Source organism: Uniformispora flossi, assembly GCF_049534875.1.
GTDB lineage: Bacteria > Actinomycetota > Actinomycetes > Streptomycetales > Streptomycetaceae > Yinghuangia > Yinghuangia aomiensis.
Map to the genome: position 1 here is coordinate 61,574 of NZ_JBMULZ010000002.1, position 18,705 is coordinate 80,278.

Genomic DNA, 18,705 nt, shown 5'->3' on the forward strand with positions numbered 1-18,705 from the left:
CCGCGCATGCCCCGGAGAACGCGGCGGCGACAACACCCGAAGGGCGCACCGCCCACCCGCCCGTCGACCCCGCCGCCGCGTCTCCCCGGTCAGGCCGCAGTCAGACCCCCGTCAGACGGCCGTCACCCCACTCGGTACATCCCCCCGACCCCGCCGACCCGTCCCGCCGGGCCGCCGTCCGCGACCGCCTCGCGCAGCAGCTTCGCCGCCACCCCCGTACCGTCCCCGCGCACCGTCCCGGCCACATCCGCCGCCCGCGCCCGCATCTGCCCGGCCAGCGCCGTGTCGAGTGCCGCGGTCAGGGACGCCGCGGTCGGCGCGGGGCCGTCGTGGGCCACGCCGATCCCCAGATCCGCCACCCGACCGGCCCAGTACGGCTGGTCGGCCAGCTGCGGCACCACCACCTGCGGGACGGCCGCGCGGGCCGCCGTCATCGTGGTGCCCTGCCCGCCGTGGTGGACGGCCGCGGCCACGCGGGGGAACAGCGCCTGGTGGTTGGCCTCGCCGACCACGAAGCAGTCGTCCGCGCCGTCCGCCGCCGCCAGGTCCGCCCACCCGCGGCCCAGCACCAGCCGCCGCCCGTGCGCACGCGCCGCGGCGATCGCGGCTCGGGCGACATCGCCCGACCCGTTCAGCGGCATGCTGCCGAAGCCCACATATACCGGGGCCTCGCCCGCATCGAGGAAAGCCGCCAAGTCGTCCGGCAGCGGTCGTTCGTCGGGCAGGATCCACGACCCCGTCTGCACCACGTCCAGGCCCGGCGTCGCAAACCACGGGTCCAGCACCGGGTCGGTGGCCAGCCACGGCCGGGCACCGACGACGTATTCGCGTACGTCGTCCACCGGCGCCAAGCCCAGCGTCTTCCGGGTGGCGTTGAGCGCCTGACGGAACAGGACGTTGTTGCTCTCCGCGTCCATCTCCCACAGCACCGCGGTGTCCGTCACCTCCGGCGGGAACGGCCGCCCCCCATAAGCCAACGGACGCCGCCGCAGCGACGGCAGCGTCAGCTGCTGGAACGTCACCGACACCGACCGGATCCCGACCTTCTCCGCCACCGACAACGCACCCGCCGCCGCCGGCACCATCCCGGTCGCCACCAGCACGTCACAACCCTCGGCGACACCCGGCAGCACCTCCGCCTGCCCCGCCATCAACGCGGCCGCACGCTGCGGCATCGACGACGGCGACGGACCCGAAAGGGTCAACGCCCGCGCCGACGGGCCGACCGGCACCAGCGGTACATCGACGTCGGCCAGCCGCTGCGTGAAGTCGTCGTCCGGCGGCGCGCAAACCCGTACCTCCGCGCCGAGTTCCCGCAACCGCACCGCCAACGCCACCAGCGGTTCCACGTCCCCGCGCGACCCATAGGTCGACAACAACACACGCACTTCGAAGCACTCCCACGTCGCCTTGATCCGGCCCTCGGCCCACGATTCTCCGCGACGAACAGCCCCTTGCCACAAGGCCCCTGGACCGCGATACCTTGATCGGGGCGGGAAGCGGCAAACTTCCCGCCTTCGCCGTCACCCCGGAAAGAACCCGCGCAGGACGCCGCGAACCACGAAACTCCGTGACAAGCGAGCCGAGTTGCCACCCGGCAACCCGACGGATCACGCGAGCGGCCACGTCTTCCGGAACGATCGGCCGACAACGCCTCCACCGCCGCGAGCAAGCCCCGGGCGAACGACCGGGACTCCGCATGCAGCGACCGCCCGCCCCCCGGCGCCGCACGGCCCGACACGCAACCACCAAGTCAGTGCCCCCGGTTGCCGTGCCCGCCGTGGACCCACGTCTCCTCGTCGTTGGCGCCCTTGCAGCGCAGGCCGAAGTCCCGGGGATTCGAACCGAGTACGGGTCTGCACCGGGACAGTGAAGCGGACCCCGCGGCGGAGGCGACCAGACCGCCGCCCCATGCCCGTACGACGTCGAACGGCCGAGCATCCGCACCGTGCCCCACTGCACCGCTCACCCCGGCCTCGTCGCCGGACGGCGCTTTGCCCGCACCAGAACAAGGCCTTCTTGTCCAGGCGGAAGAACTGTTCCGGCTCCCCGGGCGACGGTTCGGTTGCGAACCGGCCGTAGCGGGCCTCTCGCTCAGCAGACAGGTCCTCGACACGCATGCCGAGGACCGCAGAGCCCGCTGAACAGGCAAAACCGGCACGTCACCGAACCGGAAGCAAAATCGTCCCGCTACCGCTAATGCCCGTTCTGGTACTCCCCGAGGGCCGCTAGGGGACCGCGCCTGCTACCGCACCACCCGATGGTGGAGAAACAGAGCTCCCGACTCGAACGTCCGCGACTCGACCAGCTCCAAATCCACCCGGCGTTCGTCACGGGCGAAGTACGGCTGCCCGCCGCCGAGCAGCACCGGGAAGACCCGCACCAGGTACTCGTCGATCAAATCCAGCTCGGCCGCTTGCGCGGCGAGCGTGGCGCCGCCGATGGCGATGGAGCCCGCGGCAGGATCGACGCGCAGCTTGGCGATCTCCTCGGACAAACTGCCGGACGCCAGCCGGGCGTTGCCCTCCACCGTCGACAGCGTGCGGGAGAACACCACCTTGGGGACCGCCTTCCACAGCGCCGCCCACGTGAGCCGGTCGGCGTCGAGCGACGGATCCTGGTCGGCGGTCTCCCAGTACAGCATCGTCTCGTACAGCCGCCGCCCCATCAGGTGGACGCCGACATCGCGGATCTCCGCGATCGAATGCCGGAAGATCTCGTCGCTGGGCGTCGTCCACCGGAAATCGCCGTCCGGCCCGACGACATAGCCGTCGAGGGACATGGCCATCGAATAGGTCACCTTGCGCGTCGCAGACATGCGGAACCCTCCTCGGAAACACGTCCGACCCTACGGCCGCGGCACCCCCGACACCCGCCGCGACGCGCCCCGAGACGCCCACCACGCGCCGCGGACCCGGCAGTTCGTCAGCCGTCGCCGCGCGCGGCCGCACGCCGCTGCCGCTTCGCGAGCGGGGCCTGCGAAAGGTCCTCGTACTGCGAGCGCAGGTTCTTGTAGCCGTAGCCGCGCGCGTCAAGCCACGCCCGCGCCTTCTCCTCCGCCCGCTCGGCGGCCTCGAGGATGTCCTCCTCCGCCTCACCCGAGTCCGCGAACCGGAACGTGAACGCCGGGCGCACCGCGATGTCGTACGACAAATGCCCCTCCGGCGTGAACGCCGCGCGCAGAACGTCGTGGTCCGCCGCTTGCGCCTGCAACTCGGCACGCTGCTCGGCGGTGAGGCCGTCGAAGACCCCGCGGACCATGATGCGGAACGTACGAGTACTCATACCCCGGACCCTATGCGCCCCCGAGCCCCCGCCACCAACCGGTTTCGACCACACACCACCGACCAGACCAGACCCGACCGGCCCGATCCGACAAGCTCCGGTCCGTGTGCGGCCGTGGGTACGGATCACCGGCCCCTGATCGCGCTGCGACGCGACCCGTTCGTGGGGTACCGCAGCTGGCCGAGCAATAGGCCGCGGCGAGTGGTGGCTGCGCCCCGTCATCTCACCGGACGGCGTACCCGTCCCACAGCGGACCGCCGGCCCGGTCCAGCACCTGGAGTACGACCGCCGAGAAGGCCGTCGCGTCCCCCGCGAGGGCACGCGCGGCGGATTCGGACAACGCCCGGTGCACTGCGGGGTCGGCCGCGGCCAGCCGCCATACGTTCGCGCGCCTCGTCCTGGAGCGCGACGCCGAGGCCGTCCGCGTCCACCAGGAGCATGCCGTCGGCGCACATCGCGAGGAGCGGCGAACTCCGCTTTGCGGTCTCCTGATCGGCGAAGCTGTGCCCGTCGGTCTCCGTCTGGAGGAACAGCTCCACCGGCCGGCCGCGGTATGCCAGGCTCTCCCGGCTTGGGGCGGGCGGCCCCGCCAGGAGAACCACGATGTCCAGATCGGACGTCGGTGCTCGGTGCTCGGTCGGCACGCTGCCTGGGAGGAAGACGGCCCGGGCATCGGGAAATCGGTGCTGCACTAGTTCGCGGGCGGTGTGCACAGGGTCCTCCATGAACTCACGACCTCGCATCTCACAGCGAACACGTGCAGGCGGGCGCCGGCAGCACCCCGGTACAGTCGACCGCATGGACACCCCCGACCCGTACTGCGCAACGCCCGACCGTCCCGAGCCGGGGCCGGTGGCGGCGGGGGAGCGGTTTGCCGACTGCGTCCTGTGCGGGAAGGCCACCGAGTACCCGGCCTCGCATCCCGGTGCCACGTTGTGTCCGGTGTGCGCATGGCAGGAAGACCAGCGCGGCGCCTGCTCGGGCTGACCGGACAGACAGGCAAAGCGCGCCAGGCCGCCGCAGGCCGCGCCGGATTCAGCGCCGGGCGTTGCCCGCGTCCGCCACCCAGAACTCGTTGCCCTCGGGATCGACCAGCGCCGTGCCCGGCTCAGCATCAGCAGCAGTGTCCTCGTCCGCATCCGCCACGAGCGTTGCGCCGGATGCCACGAGCCTCCGTATCGAATCCTCGACCGGGCCGTGCGCCGCCGACAGGACCAAGCCCAGTCGGTTCGGCCCCGCCTTCGGTGCCGCCGGTGGTCCCATCACCAGCGTGGGTGCGGTGTCTTCGCGGCCGGAAAGGCGCACCGCCCACGCGTCGCGGACCGCGAACGTCCACCCTGTGGCTGCCGCCCAGAACGTCTCCTGGCGGTTCATGTCGGCGGCGTCCAGGCAGATCTGGGCCAGCCGGCCGACGCCGCTTTCCCGGGGCGGTCCGGCGTGGGGGAGGGGAGGCCGCGGGAGGACGCAGAACTCGTTGCCTTCCGGATCGGCGAGTACGCGCCACGGCACGGCGCCTTGGCCGATGTCGGCGTGCTGCGCCCCCAGGACGATCAGCCGCGCCGCTTCGGTGTCGACGTCACCGTCGGGGGCGTGGTCGAGGTCCAGGTGCAGCCGGTTCTTCGCGGTCTTCGGGCGCTGCGACGCGGTGAACAGCAGATCCGGAACCCCGGGCGCTGCGGACCTTACGGCGGTTCCGTCGGCGTGCCATCCGAGGGCCTCGGCCCAGAATCGGGCCAGTTCCGTGGGCGCTGCGGACTCGACTCGGATTCCGACCAGTTGCGTCGCCACGCGCACCCCCTGTTTCGCATGGCCTTCCGCGGGCGGCCTGGACAGGCCACGCACCCTAGCCCGGACCCGGGGACGGCTACCACCGTATTTCCCGTATCTTCCACCGGTTTACATAACGGGCCCTTGCTATCTCCTGTCTGTCCACAAGCGGAAACCACGCACCAACAAGCAGGGAGCAAAGCCCGCGCCTGCGCACCCGGTTCGCCGGTTCCGGGTTCCGCCGGTGCGACGCGGTGCCTGCCCGGGCGCCGGAGTCGGGACTGCGGGGGTCAGTAGAGCGGCAGTGTCACCCATACCGTCTTCCCGCCGTCGTCCGCGTCGGGTTCGATGCCGGCGGTGCCGCCGCATTCGTCGACGAGGGCTTTGACGATGTGCAGTCCGCGGCCGCTGTCGTCGTCGACCGGTTCGAGGAGCGCCTTGGGGCGGAAGGGGTGGCGGTCGTGAACGCCGATGCGCAGGTGGCCGAGTTCGTCGAGCCGCATGACGATGTCGATGCGGGGGGAGAGCATGCCCGCGTGCTTGACCGCGTTGGTGACGAGTTCGGAGACGATGACGCGCAGGGTGTCGGCGCGGTCGTGGTCCGGCGGGAGGCCCCATTGGGCGGCGATCTGGTGGGCGGTGCGGCGGGCGTGGGGGACCGCCGCGTACTCGGGTGGGATCTCGAAGCGGCAGGACGGCGTCGCGGGCATGGTGCGCATGTGGCGCAGCGTACCGCCGGATACGCGACGGTGTGTGCTGTTTCGATTACTCGGTGTAGGTTCCCGACCGTAGTGCGGGGGCTTGTTCGGGGCGCGAGTGGTGCGCCCCGTGCCCCGGCGTGCGTCAGCGCAGGGACGCGCGCCGGGGCACGGGGTGTGCCGTGTGGTGCGTGGTGGTTCAGCGGGTGAGGTCGGGTGTGTGGACGCTGTCGCCGACGAGGTGAGGCCGGACGAGGACCTTGACGTGGTCGTCGGGGTGCTTGAGCGTCTCGATGGCCGCGGCGACGCCGCCGTAGCCGACTTCGCCGGTCACGAGCGCGGCCGCGTCGACGGTGCCTTCGGCGATGCGGCGCAGCGTCGCCGGGTACTGCTCCGGCGGGTAGGTGAGGCACATCTTGACGGTGAGGTCTTTGTAGATGCCGACGACGGGTCGGAAGGAGTCCATGGTCATGCAGACGCCGATGAGCATGACGGTGGCGCCGCGCGGGACTTTGTAGAGGACGTCGTTGAACATGCCGGCTTTGCCGGAGCATTCGAAGACGGTGAGGGGCTGGCCGGGTTCGGCGGCGGCGCGCCAGGCGTCGAAGGGGTCTTGTTCGGCGGGGTCGACGACGATGTGGGCGCCGAAGAGGCGGGCGAGTTCGCGGCGGCGGGGGGAGGGTTCGGAGACGATGACGGGGGCGACGCCGCGTTCGATGAGGCCGCCGATGGCGCCGAGGCCGATGGGGCCGGAGCCGATGACGATGGCGCCGCCGCCTTTTTCGGCGCCGGAGCGGGCGACGTTGCCGAAGCCGACGGCGAGGGGTTCGGTGAGGGCGGCGACGGGTGCGGGGACGTGGTCGGGGACCTTCACGAGGGCGGCGGCCTGCATGACCATGCGTTCGCCGAAGCCGCCGGGGAATTGGTTGGAGTAGCCGATGGTGCGCAGGGTGCCGCCGGTGTCGAGGGCCCAGGGGAGGCCGACGACGACCTGGCCTTCGGTGAAGCCGTCGACGCCGGGGCCGGTGCGGATGACGCGGGCGGCGAGTTCGTGGCCGAGGACGAGGTCGGCGTTGGGGTCGAAGATGAAGGACGGGGTGTCGGAGTCGATGGAGGCCTGGAGGAATTCGGCGGTGTGCTTGTAGGCGGACAGGTCGGATCCGCAGATGCCGCAGGCGACGGTTTCGACGAGGACTTGGCCGGGGCCGGGGGTGGGTTCGGGGATGTCGTCGACGACGAAGTGGCCGTTGCGGAGGACGGCGGCGCGCATGGGTTCTCCTCGGGGGTCGTGCGGGGTTCGGGGCGGGGCCGTGGGTCCGGGTGTGCGGGGTGTGTGGTGCCGCAGCCGGGGGGCTGGTGCCGGTGTGGGGTCAGTCGTCGGTGCCGTGGTGCTGGGCGAAGGCGGCTTCGACGGCTTGGCGGAGTGCGCCGATGAATTTTCCGCTGTTGGCGTTGGCCCAGGCCATGGAGGCTTCGCGGGGGCGGTTGGCGCCGGTGAAGTGCGGGACGACGTATTCGGCGAAGAGTTCGTAGCTGCGGCGTTTGGCGGCGGGTTCGGCGATGGGGAGGTCGAGGAGGAGCAGGGTGCCGAAGCCGCCGGACTTTTCGGCCATGGCTTCGATGCGGGCGATGGCGTCGTCGGGGGTGCCGATCATGGCGACGCCGAAGGTGGGGAAGCCGTCGGTGGTCCATTGGCGGATGGCTTCGGTGGCGGTGCTGCCCCAGGGCATGGTCATGCCGGAGAGGCCTTCGATGTAGCGGACGAGGTGGAGGACGCCGTATTCGGCTTGGCGGCGGGCTTCTTCCTCGGTGTCGGCGAGGTGCATGGGGACGACGAGGCGCCAGTTGTCGCGGTTGGGGGTGTGGCCGTGGTCGGCGCTGGTTTTGGCGTAGATGTCCCAGTTTCCGGCGAGGGCTTCGAAGCCGTTGGGGTCGGAGGCGGCGAGGGAGAGGAGGGAGAGTCCGTGGGTGCCGGCTTGGACGCTTCCGGAGGGGGAGACGGTGGAGGCGCAGGCGATTTCGATGCCGTGGGGTTGGTAGGGGGCGAGGTGGAGGCGGGCTTCGTCGAGGGTGAACCAGTCGGTTTTGGCGGTGACGGTTTCGCCGCGGAGGAGTGCGGTGATGGCGGCGAGGGCTTCGGCCATCATGCTGCGTTGCTTCATGGGGTCGATGCCCATCATGAAGGCGTCGGAGGCGAGTTGGCCGGGGCCTGCGCCGAGCATGATGCGGCCGCGGGACTGGTGGTCGAGTTGGACGATGCGGTCGGCGAGGACGAGGGGGTGGTGGTAGGGGAGGGAGTTGACGCCGGTGCCGAAGCGGATGCGGCGGGTTTTTTCGGCGGCGGCGGCGATGAAGAGTTCGGGGGAGGCGATGGTTTCGTAGCCGGCGCTGTGGTGTTCGCCGATCCAGGCTTCTTCGTAGCCGAGGTCGTCGAGGTGGGCGACGAGGTCGAGGTCGCGGCGTATTTGCAGGGTGGGGTTGCCGTTGATGCCGTGGTAGGGGGCGATGAACGCGCCGAAGCGGGTGGGGCGTTGCGGCGTGGTGGGGTTGGGCACGGGGTGGGCCTCTCGCTCGGTGTCCGGGACGGGGCGGCGGGGCCGGTGTGGGGGTGCCGCGCGCTGGTCATTGGACGTAATCTTTGATTGATCTGTCTTATGTCCTATCGCTGGGGGCGTGGGGAATCAAGGGGCATCCGGGAGGTTGCTGACATCGCGGCGTGGATCGGGGATCATCGTCGGGCCCCGATGCCCCCGTCCCGGCCAGGAGCGCCATGACCACCGCACCGCGTACGCGTCGCCGCAGCGACGGCAGCCCCAGTGCCCGCACTTTGTTGTTGACCGTGCTCGGTGAGTACGTCGGTTACGCGGGTCGTGACCGGGTGTGGTCGGCGGCGGTGGTGGACGCCTTGAAGGCGTGCGGGGTGGAGGAGACCGCGGCGCGGCGCGCGATTACGCGGTTGACGCACGAGGGCTGGTTGGAGACGGAGCCGGCGGGGCGGTTCACGGTGCTGGTGATGCGGCCGCGCTTGGTGCGGTTGCTGCACAGTTGGACGGCTCGGTTGCGGCGCGCGATGGAGGAGGAGCTGCCGTGGGAGGGGACGTGGCAGCAGTTGCTGCTGCGGATCCCGGCGGCGGCGCGTACCGAGCGGACGGCTGTGGAGGAGCAGCTGGCGTTCCAGGGCTTCGGTGCGCTGGGCCAGGGGGTGTGGATCGCGGCGGATCCGGGTGGTGTGGGGGCGTTGCGGGAGTTGGTCGCCGAGCTGGGGTTGGCCGGTCATGCGACGTGGCTGACGTGCCGGGCGGGTGGGGCGGGCGCGGATGCGGCGTTGGCGGCGCAGGCGTGGGATTTGTCCGCGGTGGCGCCGCTGCATGTGGATTTCCTGGCGCGGTTCGGTGGTGCGGTGGTGCCGCCGGCCGGGGGGTGGTCGGACGAGGAGGCGTTCGTGCTGCGGACGCGTCTGGTGCATGCGTGGCGGTTGACGTTCGAGCGTGATCCGCGGTTGCCGGATGTGCTGCTGCCGGAGGGGTGGCCGGGCCGGGAGGCGACGGCGTTGTTCGTGCGGGCGTGGCGTTCGTGCCACGAGGCGGCGGACCGCTGGTGGGAGCGTTTGGACCGGGACCCGCGCGGCGCGGGCGCCGGTGTGGCGGCCCGCGCCTGACGTTCGGGGCGGTTGTCCTGGTTGGTGCGCGGCGTATCGGCGCAGCGGGAGAGGCGCGGCGGGTTCGGCTGAGCGGCTTTCCGGACGGGGTTTCCCGGTCCGGGGTCAGGCCGTGTGGTCTTGTTGCCCGGTGCGGGCGCGGCGGCGGTGGGCGGGTGTTTCGGCGGCTGCGGTCGCGGCGACGACGGCGGCTGCGGCGGCGAGCAGTGCGGGGACGGGGACGTGCGGGGCGAGGCCGAGGAGCGCGAGGGTGGCGGCGGCGCCGGTGAGGCGGACGAGGACGGCGGTTTCGCGGGGTCCGGTGAAGGCGGCGCGGATGAGTGCGGTGGCGGTGAGGTAGAGGGCGACGCCGCCGAGGAGGCAGGCGGCTGCGGCGTTGTCGAGGTGTCCGGTGGGTTGGGCGACGGCGGTGCCGAGGGCGGAGGCGGCTACGGCGACGCCGAGTTGGGCGGGCAGGTGGCCGAAGACGTAGGTGTCGCGCAGGCGCCATTGGGTGGCGATGCCGTCGTGGGCGCCGGGGCGTTCGAGTCCGGCGTTGAAGTAGGTCCACCACAGTCCTGCGCACAGGGCGAAGGCGGCGGCGCCGGTGGAGGCGGTGGTGGCTTCGGCGCGGGTGCCGCCGACGAGGCCGGAGGTGAAGCCGAGGACGGCTTCGCCGATGACGATGATGGTGAACAGGCCGAAGCGTTCGCGCAGGTGGTCGATGTCGACGGGGGCGGCGGCGACGCGGCGGCGGGCGAGCAGGGGGAGGGCGAGTTCGCCGGCCATGGCGGCGGCCCACAGGGCGTGGCGGGCGGGTCCGGAGGGGAAGGCGAAGGCGCCGGTCCACAGGACGGCGGTGGCGGCGGATCCTGCGGCGAAGGAGCGGAGGATGGGCCGGAAGAGGGCGTCGCTGCGGGCGGCGACCGCGTAGGCGAGGGCGATGGCGGCGCGGGCGGCGAGGTAGGAGGCGACGAAGCCGATGTCGGCTCCGGTGCTGTGGCCGACGCTGCCGACGAAGACGGCGACGCCGGACACGGCGGCCATGCCGGCCATGGTGATGAGGCGGTGGGTGGTGTCGTCGGGGTCGAAGCGGTTGGCGCGGACGGCGTTGAGGACCCACAGCCACCACACGGGGACGAAGAGGGCGGCTGCGCCGGCTGCGGATGCGGCGGTGGGGTGTTCGCCGACGCGGTGGGTGACTTGGCCGACGGCGGCGACGAAGACCAGGTCGCAGAACAGTTCGAACCAGGTGGCGCGGCGCTCCGCGGCGGGTTCGGCGGCCGGTTCGGCGGCGGGTTGGGCGGGCGGCGGGGGTGCGGGAGTGGGGTGTGTGGCGGCGTCGGCGGTGGCGAGGTGGTCCGGCGGCGTGGCCATGCGTGTGTTTCCCCCAACGTGTCCCGGTGGTTCCGAACGCGTGTCCGAGCCGCGGTCGGTGCGACGGGGACCCTATCGCCCTTGCGGGTGAGGGGGGTGCGGCGCGGGGTGGGGTCGCGTTCAGGGGCTGAGGGCGAGGACGACGTAGGCGGCGAACAGCGCGATGTGGACGCCTCCGTGCAGGACGGTGGCGCGGCCGGGGACGATCGTGAGGATGCCGACGGCGACGGTCATGGCGAGGAGTGTCATGTGGCTGGCGCCGAGTCCGAGGACGAGGGGGCCGGACAGCCAGACGGAGGCGAGGGCGACGGCGGGGATGGTCAGGCCGATGCTGGCCATGGCGGAGCCGAGGGCGAGGTTGAGGCTGGTCTGTACCCGGTCGCGTAGGGCGGCGCGGACGGCGGCGATGGTTTCCGGGAGGAGGACGAGCAGGGCGATGACGACGCCGACGACGGAGGCGGGCAGTCCGGCGTCGGCGACGCCGCGTTCGATGGTCGGTGACACGCCTTTGGCCAGGCCCACTACCGAGACGAGGGCGAGGCCGAGGAGGGCGAGGCTGGTCGAGGCGGTTCGTGCGGAGGGCCGTTCGGCGTGGTCGTCGTCGACGATGTCGCCGCCGAGGGTGACGGGGAGGAAGTAGTCGCGGTGCCGGACGGTCTGGGTGGTGACGAACAGGCCGTACAGGACGACCGAGGCGATGGCGGCGAACACGAGCTGGGTGGGGGAGAACTGGGGGCCGGGTTTGCTGGTGGTGAAGGTCGGCAGGACGAGGCTGAGTCCGGCGAGGGTGGCGACGGTGCCGAACGCCGCGCCGGTGCCTTCGGCGTTGAACACGGCCAGGCGGCGGCGGATGGCGCCGAGGAGGAGGCAGATCCCGACGATGCCGTTGGTGGTGATCATGACGGCGGCGAAGACGGTGTCGCGGGCGAGGGTGGCGTTCTTCTCGGCGTTGTCCGTCATGAGGGTGACGATCAGGGCGACTTCGATGACGGTGACGGCGACCGCGAGGACGAGCGAGCCGTAGGGTTCGCCGACGCGGTGCGCGACGACTTCGGCGTGGTGGACCGCGGCGAGGACGGCCGCGGTCAGGAACACCGCGACGATCGCGACGAGATAGCCGGGCAGGTCGCGGCCCCATGTGAAGGCCAGCAGGACCAGGGCGAGCGGCGGCACCACGGCCGTCCAGCGGTCCAGGTGCAGGCGCGAGGCGACACGGCTCATCCCTGCACGGTGCCAGAGGGGCCCGGCCCGTACCCCTCGGCGACACGCGCGGTAGGCCGCACGGGGAAATACGAGGTCACCCGCTCGGGGCGCAGCGGGAAGAACAGGGGGCGGGTCGGGGGGCGGCCGGGGTCAGGCGTGGGGTGCGGGCTCTCCGGCCGGGTGCAGGTGCAGGACGCGGCGCATGCGGTCGTCGTCGACGACCGTGCCGTGGGGGGCGGTCGTGGCGATCATGTCGATCAGTGCCCATAGGCGGGCGCGGGGGACGAGTGCGAGGTTGAGCCAGGCGCTGCGGCCGTCGCGGTGGCGGAAGCCGAGGACGGGGTTGGCGGGGCGGCCTTTGGTGGTGACGGTCGGGGCGTAGACGGCGGCGAGGTCGGCGTAGGGGATGGCCAGGGCGGTGCGGAATTTGCGTATCCGGATGCCGGCGGCGTTCGCGGTGACGTGGTGTGTGGCGGTCCACACGGCGAGAAAGACGAAGAAGGCTGCTTCGGCCGCGATCAGCGGCCACCGTGCCCACGCGCGCAGGTCCGATCCCGGCAGCACGGCGTTGAGGAGGGGCGCGGAGGTGAGCAGCAGCATGATGCCGGCGACGCGCCAGAAGCTGGTGCGTATCCGCAGTCCGCGGATCGGGAGGACGCCCGGGCTTGGGTTGGTTCCGGGGTCCGTGCCGGTGCGGGTGTCGTGGGCGGCCGGGGTTCGCGGGTGGGGGAGTGGCCGGTGCGCGGTTGTGTCGGTCATGAAGACCTCTTCCACGCCGGTGAACAGTTCCGGGAGGGTGCGGCGCAGTTGCAGGGCGGCGCGGGTGTCGGGGTCGGCGCGGACGGCGGCGTCGATGCGGTCGTGGGCGGCCTGGTCGTCGTACTCCCAGACGGCGACGACGCGGGCGTCGTCGGTTTGCCGGCGGCCGACCAGGCGTGCGCCGTGGCGCCGTTGGACCGGGAGGAGGTGGTCGCGGAAGAACGCGTGGAAGGCCTCCAGGTGGTCGGGGACGGCCTGGTGGGTGCGCATGCGGTAGATCACGCGCGGGAGCATCCCGCGACGGAACCGTTGGGGGGAACTCGGCGGGGGCCAAGTCCGGTCCACGACATGGCAAACGTTCCGGGCGGCGGTGCGGCGAGGCGTGCGGGGGTGCGGCCGTTCGGGGGAAGCGGGCGGGTGCGGCGGGGTGGACCGTTGCGCGGGGATACCCCCTCCCCGTACCCTCGTCGTATGAAGACCTGTTCAGATGTCAGGGCGGCGGCTGCGCTGCGCGCCCGGCCGACCACGCGGAGCAGCAGATGACCGCCGACGCCGCCCCCCACGACACCGACGCAGGCTGCGGCGTCCGCATCGTCGACGCCGACCGCGTCCGCACGGTGCGCGCCGCACTCCCCGACGACACCCGCGTCGCCGACACCGCCGCCGTCTTCGCCCTCCTCGGCGACCCCGGACGCCTCAAACTCCTCGTCGCCCTCCTCGAAGGCGAAATGTGCGTGTGCGACCTCGCCGCCGCCTGCGGACAAGGCGAGTCCGCGGTCTCCCACCAACTGCGCCTGCTGCGCGCCCACCGCGTCGTCACCGCCCGCCGCGCCGGCCGCATGGCGTACTACCGCCTCGCCGACGCCCACGTACGGCTACTGCTGGACGTCACCCTCGCCCACCTCGACCACACCGGCCCCGACACCCCCGACACCCCCGAGACCCCGGGCACGCACCGGCCCGACCCGGCCGCGCCCGCCGCCGCCTCCGGAGGAACCGCACGATGACATCCGCGCACGCCCCCGGGGCGACCCACGACCACGCGCACGGCCCCCACGACCCACCCGGCCCCGGCACCGCCGGCCGCGGCAAAGACTCCGGACACGGCCGCGGACACGGACACGCGCACGGCCCCGGCGGACACGACGGCCACAGCCACGGCGTCAGCGCCGACGCCGACCGCCGCTACCTCACCGCCGCACTCGTCCTCATCGGCGCCTACATGGCCGTCGAGGTCGTCATCGGCGTCATCGCCCAGTCCCTCGCCCTCATCACCGACGCCGGGCACATGCTCACCGACGCGATCTCGATCGTGCTCGCCCTCGTCGCCATGCGCCTGGCCGCCCGCCCCGCCCGCGGCCGCTGGACCTACGGCCTCAAACGCGCCGAAATCCTCTCCGCACAGGTCAACGGCATCACCCTGCTGCTCCTGGTCGCGTGGTTCACCTACGAGGCCGTCCGCCGGCTGATCTCCCCGCCCGACGTCGAAGGCGGCCTCGTCGTCGTCACCGCACTCACCGGCATCGTCGTCAACGTCATCGCCGCCTGGCTGATCTCCCGCGCCAACCGCACCAGCCTCAACGTCGAAGGCGCCTACCAGCACATCCTCAACGACCTGTGGGCGTTCATCGCCACCGCCGTCTCCGGCATCGTCGTCCTCACCACCGGCTTCGCCCGCGCCGACGCCATCGCCTCCCTCGTCGTCGCCGCACTCATGCTCAAAGCCGGCCTCGGCCTCGTCCGCGAATCGTGGAAGATCCTCCTCGAAGCCGCCCCCGCCGGCCTCGACCCCGACGAAATCGGCGGCGAACTCGCCGCCCAACCCGGCGTCTCCGAAGTCCACGACCTGCACATCTGGACCATCACCTCCGGCTTCCCCGCCCTGTCCGCCCACGTCCTCGTCGACCAAGGCGACGACTGCCACGCCGTCCGCGGCCGCCTCGAACACCTCCTGCGCGACCACTACGGCGTCGAACACACCACCCTCCAGGTCGACCACACACCCCCCGGCCTCTGGAAGATCGCCGACGCCCCCGGCACCACCACCGACACCCACTGCAGCGACCCCCACGGCGCCGTCCACCGCCCCAACCCCGCCACCCCACGCAGCAGCAAGAACGGCGCAGCGCCGGCCGACACCGACAGCGACACAGACAGCGACACCGGCGGCGAACACCACGACACACCACACGAGCAGCACGGACACCGCACACCGACCGAACCCCAGACAGCGACACCGGGACACAGCCACTGAACAACCGCACCCCACACACCACCGCAGACCGGGGCTTGCAGGATCATCCGATCCCGCGGGCCCCGGTCTGCTCGTGCCCGGACGGTCTCCAGTCCGACGGGGACGGCCGATGCAGGTGCGGCGCAGCGGAGTGCGTCACGACAGGGCCGGGGAGTCCTCGAGGAGGTGCTTGGGGTTGAGGACCATCGGAACGAATACCGGTGCTGGGGCTTCCGGAGGTCGTGGGCGGGCGTCGAGGGTGTCGGGGTGATCGGGGCCGAGCACTCTGGTGCAGTCGGCGACGACCACCTCGTGGGGGGGAGCACGGTGCCTTCCTGCCCGGCCTCCTGAGCGCTGTGGTCAACCCGATGCGGCCCGCCGGCAGTTCGGGGTGGCGTCAGGGTGACGTCCGCGTGGTCGTCGGGTCTTGAATCCTCCGCACCCGCCCATCAGGGCAAGCGTCGGCCCGGACCATCAAGGGCGGTCCGGGCCGACGTCGTCTTGGTTGAGGTTCTGGTCCCAGTGCCCCGGCAACCGCAGGGCAAGCAGCAAGCGCTGGTGAGTCAGGAATCAGCTGCTGCTTGCGCCTGTCCAGGCATGAGCGGTGTCGCACGATGCGGGGTCCGGCTTCGCCTCGACGTCGGCACGGTAGGCCAGAAGCGTGTTGTCCGGTGTGCGGTAGCAGAGCGGGGTGGCCGAGTCGGGGATCTTGTACAGTTCCTTGCCGGCCGCGTCGTAGGCGGTGACGATCGGAATCTCGTCACGAGCGCGCTTGGGGTCGGCGAAGGCAGCGGCTGGGGTGCTTGCGAACCAGACGCCGTCGCGGACGACGGCGTCGACGACCGTTCCGCCCGAATATGTCACAGTGACCCTGACGACGTCGGGGATGGCGCGTCCCCAGTTGGTGTCTGCCAGCAGCGGGAACTCCATGTCGGCGTCCATGGGCGCGGAAACTTGAAGGCGCTCGGCTTCGATGGGCTCGTAGAGCCACGGCGTACGCGCAACCATGGCTGGCACGTTCGGGCGCGCCTCAGGCCCGCGGCAAAGCAGGAGGCCTGGTCCGTCCGCCTTGGCGAGCACGTACGGGTTGAGGCCACCGGCACCGTCCGACTCCCAAGCCGTGAAGAACGGGCGGTACGACGATTCCGCTTCGGGAAGGTCCCACGGCCCGTGTGCGCCGACGAGGAGGTTGCGCATCGTGCTCGGTCCCGTGCGATTGCCGCCGTCGATGCCGGTGCTGCTAGGAGGCGATGCCCGGAACTGCGGAAAACGGGGGACCTCGGGGAGTCCGGAGGGATCCGGGGGAAGGCTGCCTGGCGACGCCGGAAGGGCAGTACTGGAACCAGCCCCCGCCCCATTCGGCACGGACGCGGTCCCGCCCGTGCCCGTAGGCGAGGTCCGGGTCGGAACGTTGGCTATGCCCGTGCCGGAGGGGGTGGGCTGCGGCGGGCCTTTGACGACCTCGTCTGCGAAGCCGAAGCACGTCTTGAGGACCTGTTTGGCGACCGCCATCGGGACCGGGTCGCCGGGCCGGGCATGTTCCTTGTCCACCCCGGCCGTGCTGCCCTGCCCCGCCGCGCCGGACGTCGGACGCGGGGTGCCGGCGTCGCGGTCCAGGGCGACGAATCCGACGGATCCGGCGACGATGACGGCGGCAGTGGCAATTGCGGGGGCGGCGTAGCGGTGCCGCCGGGTCCTGCTGGTCTCCAAGTGGTCGATGGCAGCGAGCAGTTGGAAGCGGTGACGGTCCCGGTTGGGAAGGGGCGTGGTCTCCTGCATCATGTCGGTTCCTCGATGAGCATCGTGGCGAAGGAAGAAGCGAGACGTCGACGTGCGCGGTTGAGGCGGGATTTGACGGTCCCGACGGGGATGCCGAGGGCGGTGGCTGCGGCTTGTTGGTCGAGTCCGCCGAGCCAGCACAGTTCGACGGCCTCGCGTTCCCGCTTGGGCAGTGCGGTCAGTTCCTCATGCAGGATTCGTGCCGCGCGCTGGTTGTCGATCCGCCTGGCGATGTCGTCCGCGTGATCGGGGGTGTGGGGCGGTAGCGGGAGGCGACCCATCAGCGCGCGGTGGCGGCGCAGGCTCCGGCGGCCGTTGGCGAGGGTGCGGTTGCCGATGCCGAGCAGCCACGGCAGCGCGCTGTCACGGTCGAGCCGAATGTCGTTTCGACGGCGCCACGCGGTGAGGAAGACGGCTGACGTGAGGTCTTCCGCCTCCGTCCAGTCGGCCGTGCGCCGGAGCAGGTGGCTGTACACGGCCGAAGAGTGGCGATCGAACACGATTGCGAATGCGTTGCGGTCTCCCGCGCGTATGCGTTCCCACAATTCGCCGTCGGCGGGCGAGGGTTCGTCGGGCATGGTCACACCCTGTCTGTGTCCGACGCGAGGCGGGCCGTTCGCAAATCCGCGCACCGCATTGTCCCGCCCGCCAGGGGCCTTACGGCTGAGGCCGTACGGAGGGCTACCTGCTGGTTAGTTGCCGGTCTGTGTGTCCGTGGTTAACGGCACCCCGCATCCACGCGATGACGCGCGCCGACCAAATCCTGACCCCCAGCCCGGAAACGTCCCCGGAATAGCGGACATTCCTTGTCGGGATTTCCCGCGAGGCTGGTCCGCATGAACGACAACGCCACCACACCTGCGGCCACCCCGGTCACCGCCGACGCCGTCCCCGCGCCGAGCCTCGCCGGTATCGCCCCCGACGTCGATCTGTCCGGTACCGTCGCGCTCGTCGCCGGGGCGACCCGTGGCGCCGGGCGCGGCATCGCCACCCGGCTCGGCGAAGCCGGAGCGACCGTGTACGTGACCGGGCGCAGCACCGCCGGCCGGCGTTCGGAGGTCGACCGGCCGGAGACCATCGAGGAGACCGCCGCCCTGGTCACCGCCGCGGGCGGCCGCGGTGTCGCGGTCGTCGCCGACCACCTCGTGCCCGCGGACGTCGCCGCGCTGGCCGCGCGAATCGACGCCGACCACGGGCGGCTGGACGTCCTGGTCAACAACATCTGGGGCGGTGAGCACCTGTACGACGCGAGCGCCAAGGTCTGGGAGCACGACCTCGACAAGGGCCTGCACCTGCTGCGCCTGGCCGTGGACACCCACCTGATCACCAGCCACCACCTGCTGCCGCTCGTCATCCGCCGCCCCGGCGGACTGGTCGTCGAAGTCACCGACGGCACCGCCGAATACAACGGCGAGCGCTACCGCATGTCGTTGTACTACGACCTGGCCAAGGCCTCGGTGCTGCGCCTGGCGTACGCGCAGGCGCAAGAACTCGCCCCGTTCGGCGGCACCGCGGTCGCGCTGACGCCGGGCTGGCTGCGTTCGGAGGCGATGCTCGACGGTTTCGGCGTCACCGAGGACACCTGGCGCGACGCGGTCGCCATGCAGCCGCATTTCGTGATCTCCGAGTCGCCCGCCTACGTCGGCCGCGCCGTCGCCGCGCTGGCCGGCGACTCGGACCGGGCCCGCCACAACGGCGCGTCCCTGTCGAGCGGCGGGCTCGCCCGCGACTACGGCTTCACCGACCTGGACGGCAGCCGCCCCGACGCGTGGCGGTACCTCGTCGAGGTCGTGGAGCAGGGCAAGCCCGACGACACCACCGGCTACCGCTGACCACCCTGCTCCTGAACCCGAAGGCGTGCGGCGGGCGTTGCCGGATCCCTTGTGCCCGGGGGGACGCCGGGCACGGCCCGGCTGTCCCGGTACACGAAGCCGGAGAACGTCCGCCGCTCCTTCGAACCGTCGCCC

The 18,705-nt window shown here is 71.8% G+C and carries 17 protein-coding genes; 5 read left to right on the plus strand and 12 right to left on the minus strand.

The window, feature by feature from the left end:
• Positions 1–122: 122 nt before the first annotated feature.
• The 3 genes from ACPA54_RS04530 to ACPA54_RS04540 all read right to left on the minus strand — a co-directional run bounded on the left by ACPA54_RS04530 (position 123) and on the right by ACPA54_RS04540 (position 3,285).
• Positions 123–1,382: a glycosyltransferase gene (locus tag ACPA54_RS04530; RefSeq protein ID WP_423527817.1), complete on the minus strand. Its 1,260-nt coding sequence runs from the start codon at positions 1,380–1,382 to the stop codon at positions 123–125.
• Between the two features lie 863 nt (positions 1,383–2,245).
• A complete protein-coding gene (locus ACPA54_RS04535) occupies positions 2,246–2,818 on the minus strand; it encodes a dihydrofolate reductase family protein (protein WP_423527008.1) in 573 nt (190 codons plus the stop codon).
• Positions 2,819–2,925: 107 nt separating this feature from the next.
• Positions 2,926–3,285, minus strand: a complete 360-nt coding sequence (locus tag ACPA54_RS04540) for a DUF6204 family protein (protein WP_423527010.1) — start codon at positions 3,283–3,285, stop codon at positions 2,926–2,928.
• Between the two features lie 798 nt (positions 3,286–4,083).
• On the opposite strand from ACPA54_RS04540, the gene ACPA54_RS04545 reads away from it, so the two are divergent.
• Positions 4,084–4,272: a hypothetical protein gene (locus tag ACPA54_RS04545; RefSeq protein ID WP_423527012.1), complete on the plus strand. Its 189-nt coding sequence runs from the start codon at positions 4,084–4,086 to the stop codon at positions 4,270–4,272.
• Between the two features lie 48 nt (positions 4,273–4,320).
• Here the strand turns inward: ACPA54_RS04545 and ACPA54_RS04550 are convergent, their stop codons facing one another.
• From ACPA54_RS04550 to ACPA54_RS04565, 4 genes are all read right to left on the minus strand, one after another.
• Entirely contained in the window at positions 4,321–5,073 is a 753-nt protein-coding gene (locus ACPA54_RS04550; protein WP_423527014.1) for a VOC family protein, read from the minus strand.
• A 269-nt stretch (positions 5,074–5,342) separates the two neighbouring features.
• A complete protein-coding gene (locus ACPA54_RS04555) occupies positions 5,343–5,771 on the minus strand; it encodes an ATP-binding protein (protein WP_423527015.1) in 429 nt (142 codons plus the stop codon).
• A gap of 178 nt (positions 5,772–5,949) precedes the next feature.
• Entirely contained in the window at positions 5,950–7,020 is a 1,071-nt protein-coding gene (locus ACPA54_RS04560; protein WP_423527017.1) for a zinc-binding dehydrogenase, read from the minus strand.
• Positions 7,021–7,120: 100 nt separating this feature from the next.
• Positions 7,121–8,305 (minus strand): LLM class flavin-dependent oxidoreductase, encoded by a 1,185-nt coding sequence (locus ACPA54_RS04565; protein WP_423527019.1) that lies wholly within the window; start codon positions 8,303–8,305, stop codon positions 7,121–7,123.
• A gap of 215 nt (positions 8,306–8,520) precedes the next feature.
• On the opposite strand from ACPA54_RS04565, the gene ACPA54_RS04570 reads away from it, so the two are divergent.
• Positions 8,521–9,408 (plus strand): PaaX family transcriptional regulator, encoded by an 888-nt coding sequence (locus ACPA54_RS04570; RefSeq protein ID WP_423527021.1) that lies wholly within the window; start codon positions 8,521–8,523, stop codon positions 9,406–9,408.
• A 105-nt stretch (positions 9,409–9,513) separates the two neighbouring features.
• On the opposite strand, the gene ACPA54_RS04575 is transcribed toward ACPA54_RS04570, so the two are convergent.
• From ACPA54_RS04575 to ACPA54_RS04585, 3 genes are all read right to left on the minus strand, one after another.
• Positions 9,514–10,764: a low temperature requirement protein A gene (locus ACPA54_RS04575; RefSeq protein ID WP_423527023.1), complete on the minus strand. Its 1,251-nt coding sequence runs from the start codon at positions 10,762–10,764 to the stop codon at positions 9,514–9,516.
• 120 nt (positions 10,765–10,884) lie between these two features.
• Positions 10,885–11,985 (minus strand): calcium:cation antiporter, encoded by a 1,101-nt coding sequence (locus tag ACPA54_RS04580; protein WP_423527025.1) that lies wholly within the window; start codon positions 11,983–11,985, stop codon positions 10,885–10,887.
• Between the two features lie 132 nt (positions 11,986–12,117).
• The gene (locus ACPA54_RS04585; RefSeq protein ID WP_423527027.1) at positions 12,118–13,008 is read right to left on the minus strand and encodes an NIPSNAP family protein; all 891 of its coding nucleotides are present in this window, start codon (positions 13,006–13,008) and stop codon (positions 12,118–12,120) included.
• Positions 13,009–13,265: 257 nt separating this feature from the next.
• On the opposite strand from ACPA54_RS04585, the gene ACPA54_RS04590 reads away from it, so the two are divergent.
• Together ACPA54_RS04590 and ACPA54_RS04595 are read left to right on the plus strand one after the other, a co-directional pair.
• Entirely contained in the window at positions 13,266–13,733 is a 468-nt protein-coding gene (locus tag ACPA54_RS04590) for an ArsR/SmtB family transcription factor (protein ID WP_423527029.1), read from the plus strand.
• Positions 13,730–14,980, plus strand: a complete 1,251-nt coding sequence (locus ACPA54_RS04595) for a cation diffusion facilitator family transporter (RefSeq protein WP_423527031.1) — start codon at positions 13,730–13,732, stop codon at positions 14,978–14,980. The genes ACPA54_RS04590 and ACPA54_RS04595 overlap by 4 nt, the downstream gene beginning before the upstream one ends.
• A gap of 549 nt (positions 14,981–15,529) precedes the next feature.
• Here the strand turns inward: ACPA54_RS04595 and ACPA54_RS04600 are convergent.
• Positions 15,530–16,741 carry a hypothetical protein gene (locus ACPA54_RS04600; RefSeq protein ID WP_423527033.1) on the minus strand — a complete coding sequence of 404 codons (1,212 nt, stop codon included), beginning with the start codon at positions 16,739–16,741 and terminating at the stop codon, positions 15,530–15,532.
• On the minus strand, positions 16,738–17,316 hold the full coding sequence (locus ACPA54_RS04605) for an RNA polymerase sigma factor (RefSeq protein ID WP_423527035.1): 579 nt from the start codon (positions 17,314–17,316) through the stop codon (positions 16,738–16,740). Before ACPA54_RS04605 ends, ACPA54_RS04600 begins: the two co-directional genes overlap by 4 nt.
• A gap of 258 nt (positions 17,317–17,574) precedes the next feature.
• On the opposite strand from ACPA54_RS04605, the gene ACPA54_RS04610 reads away from it, so the two are divergent.
• Entirely contained in the window at positions 17,575–18,570 is a 996-nt protein-coding gene (locus tag ACPA54_RS04610) for an SDR family oxidoreductase (RefSeq protein WP_423527036.1), read from the plus strand.
• Positions 18,571–18,705: the final 135 nt, after the last annotated feature.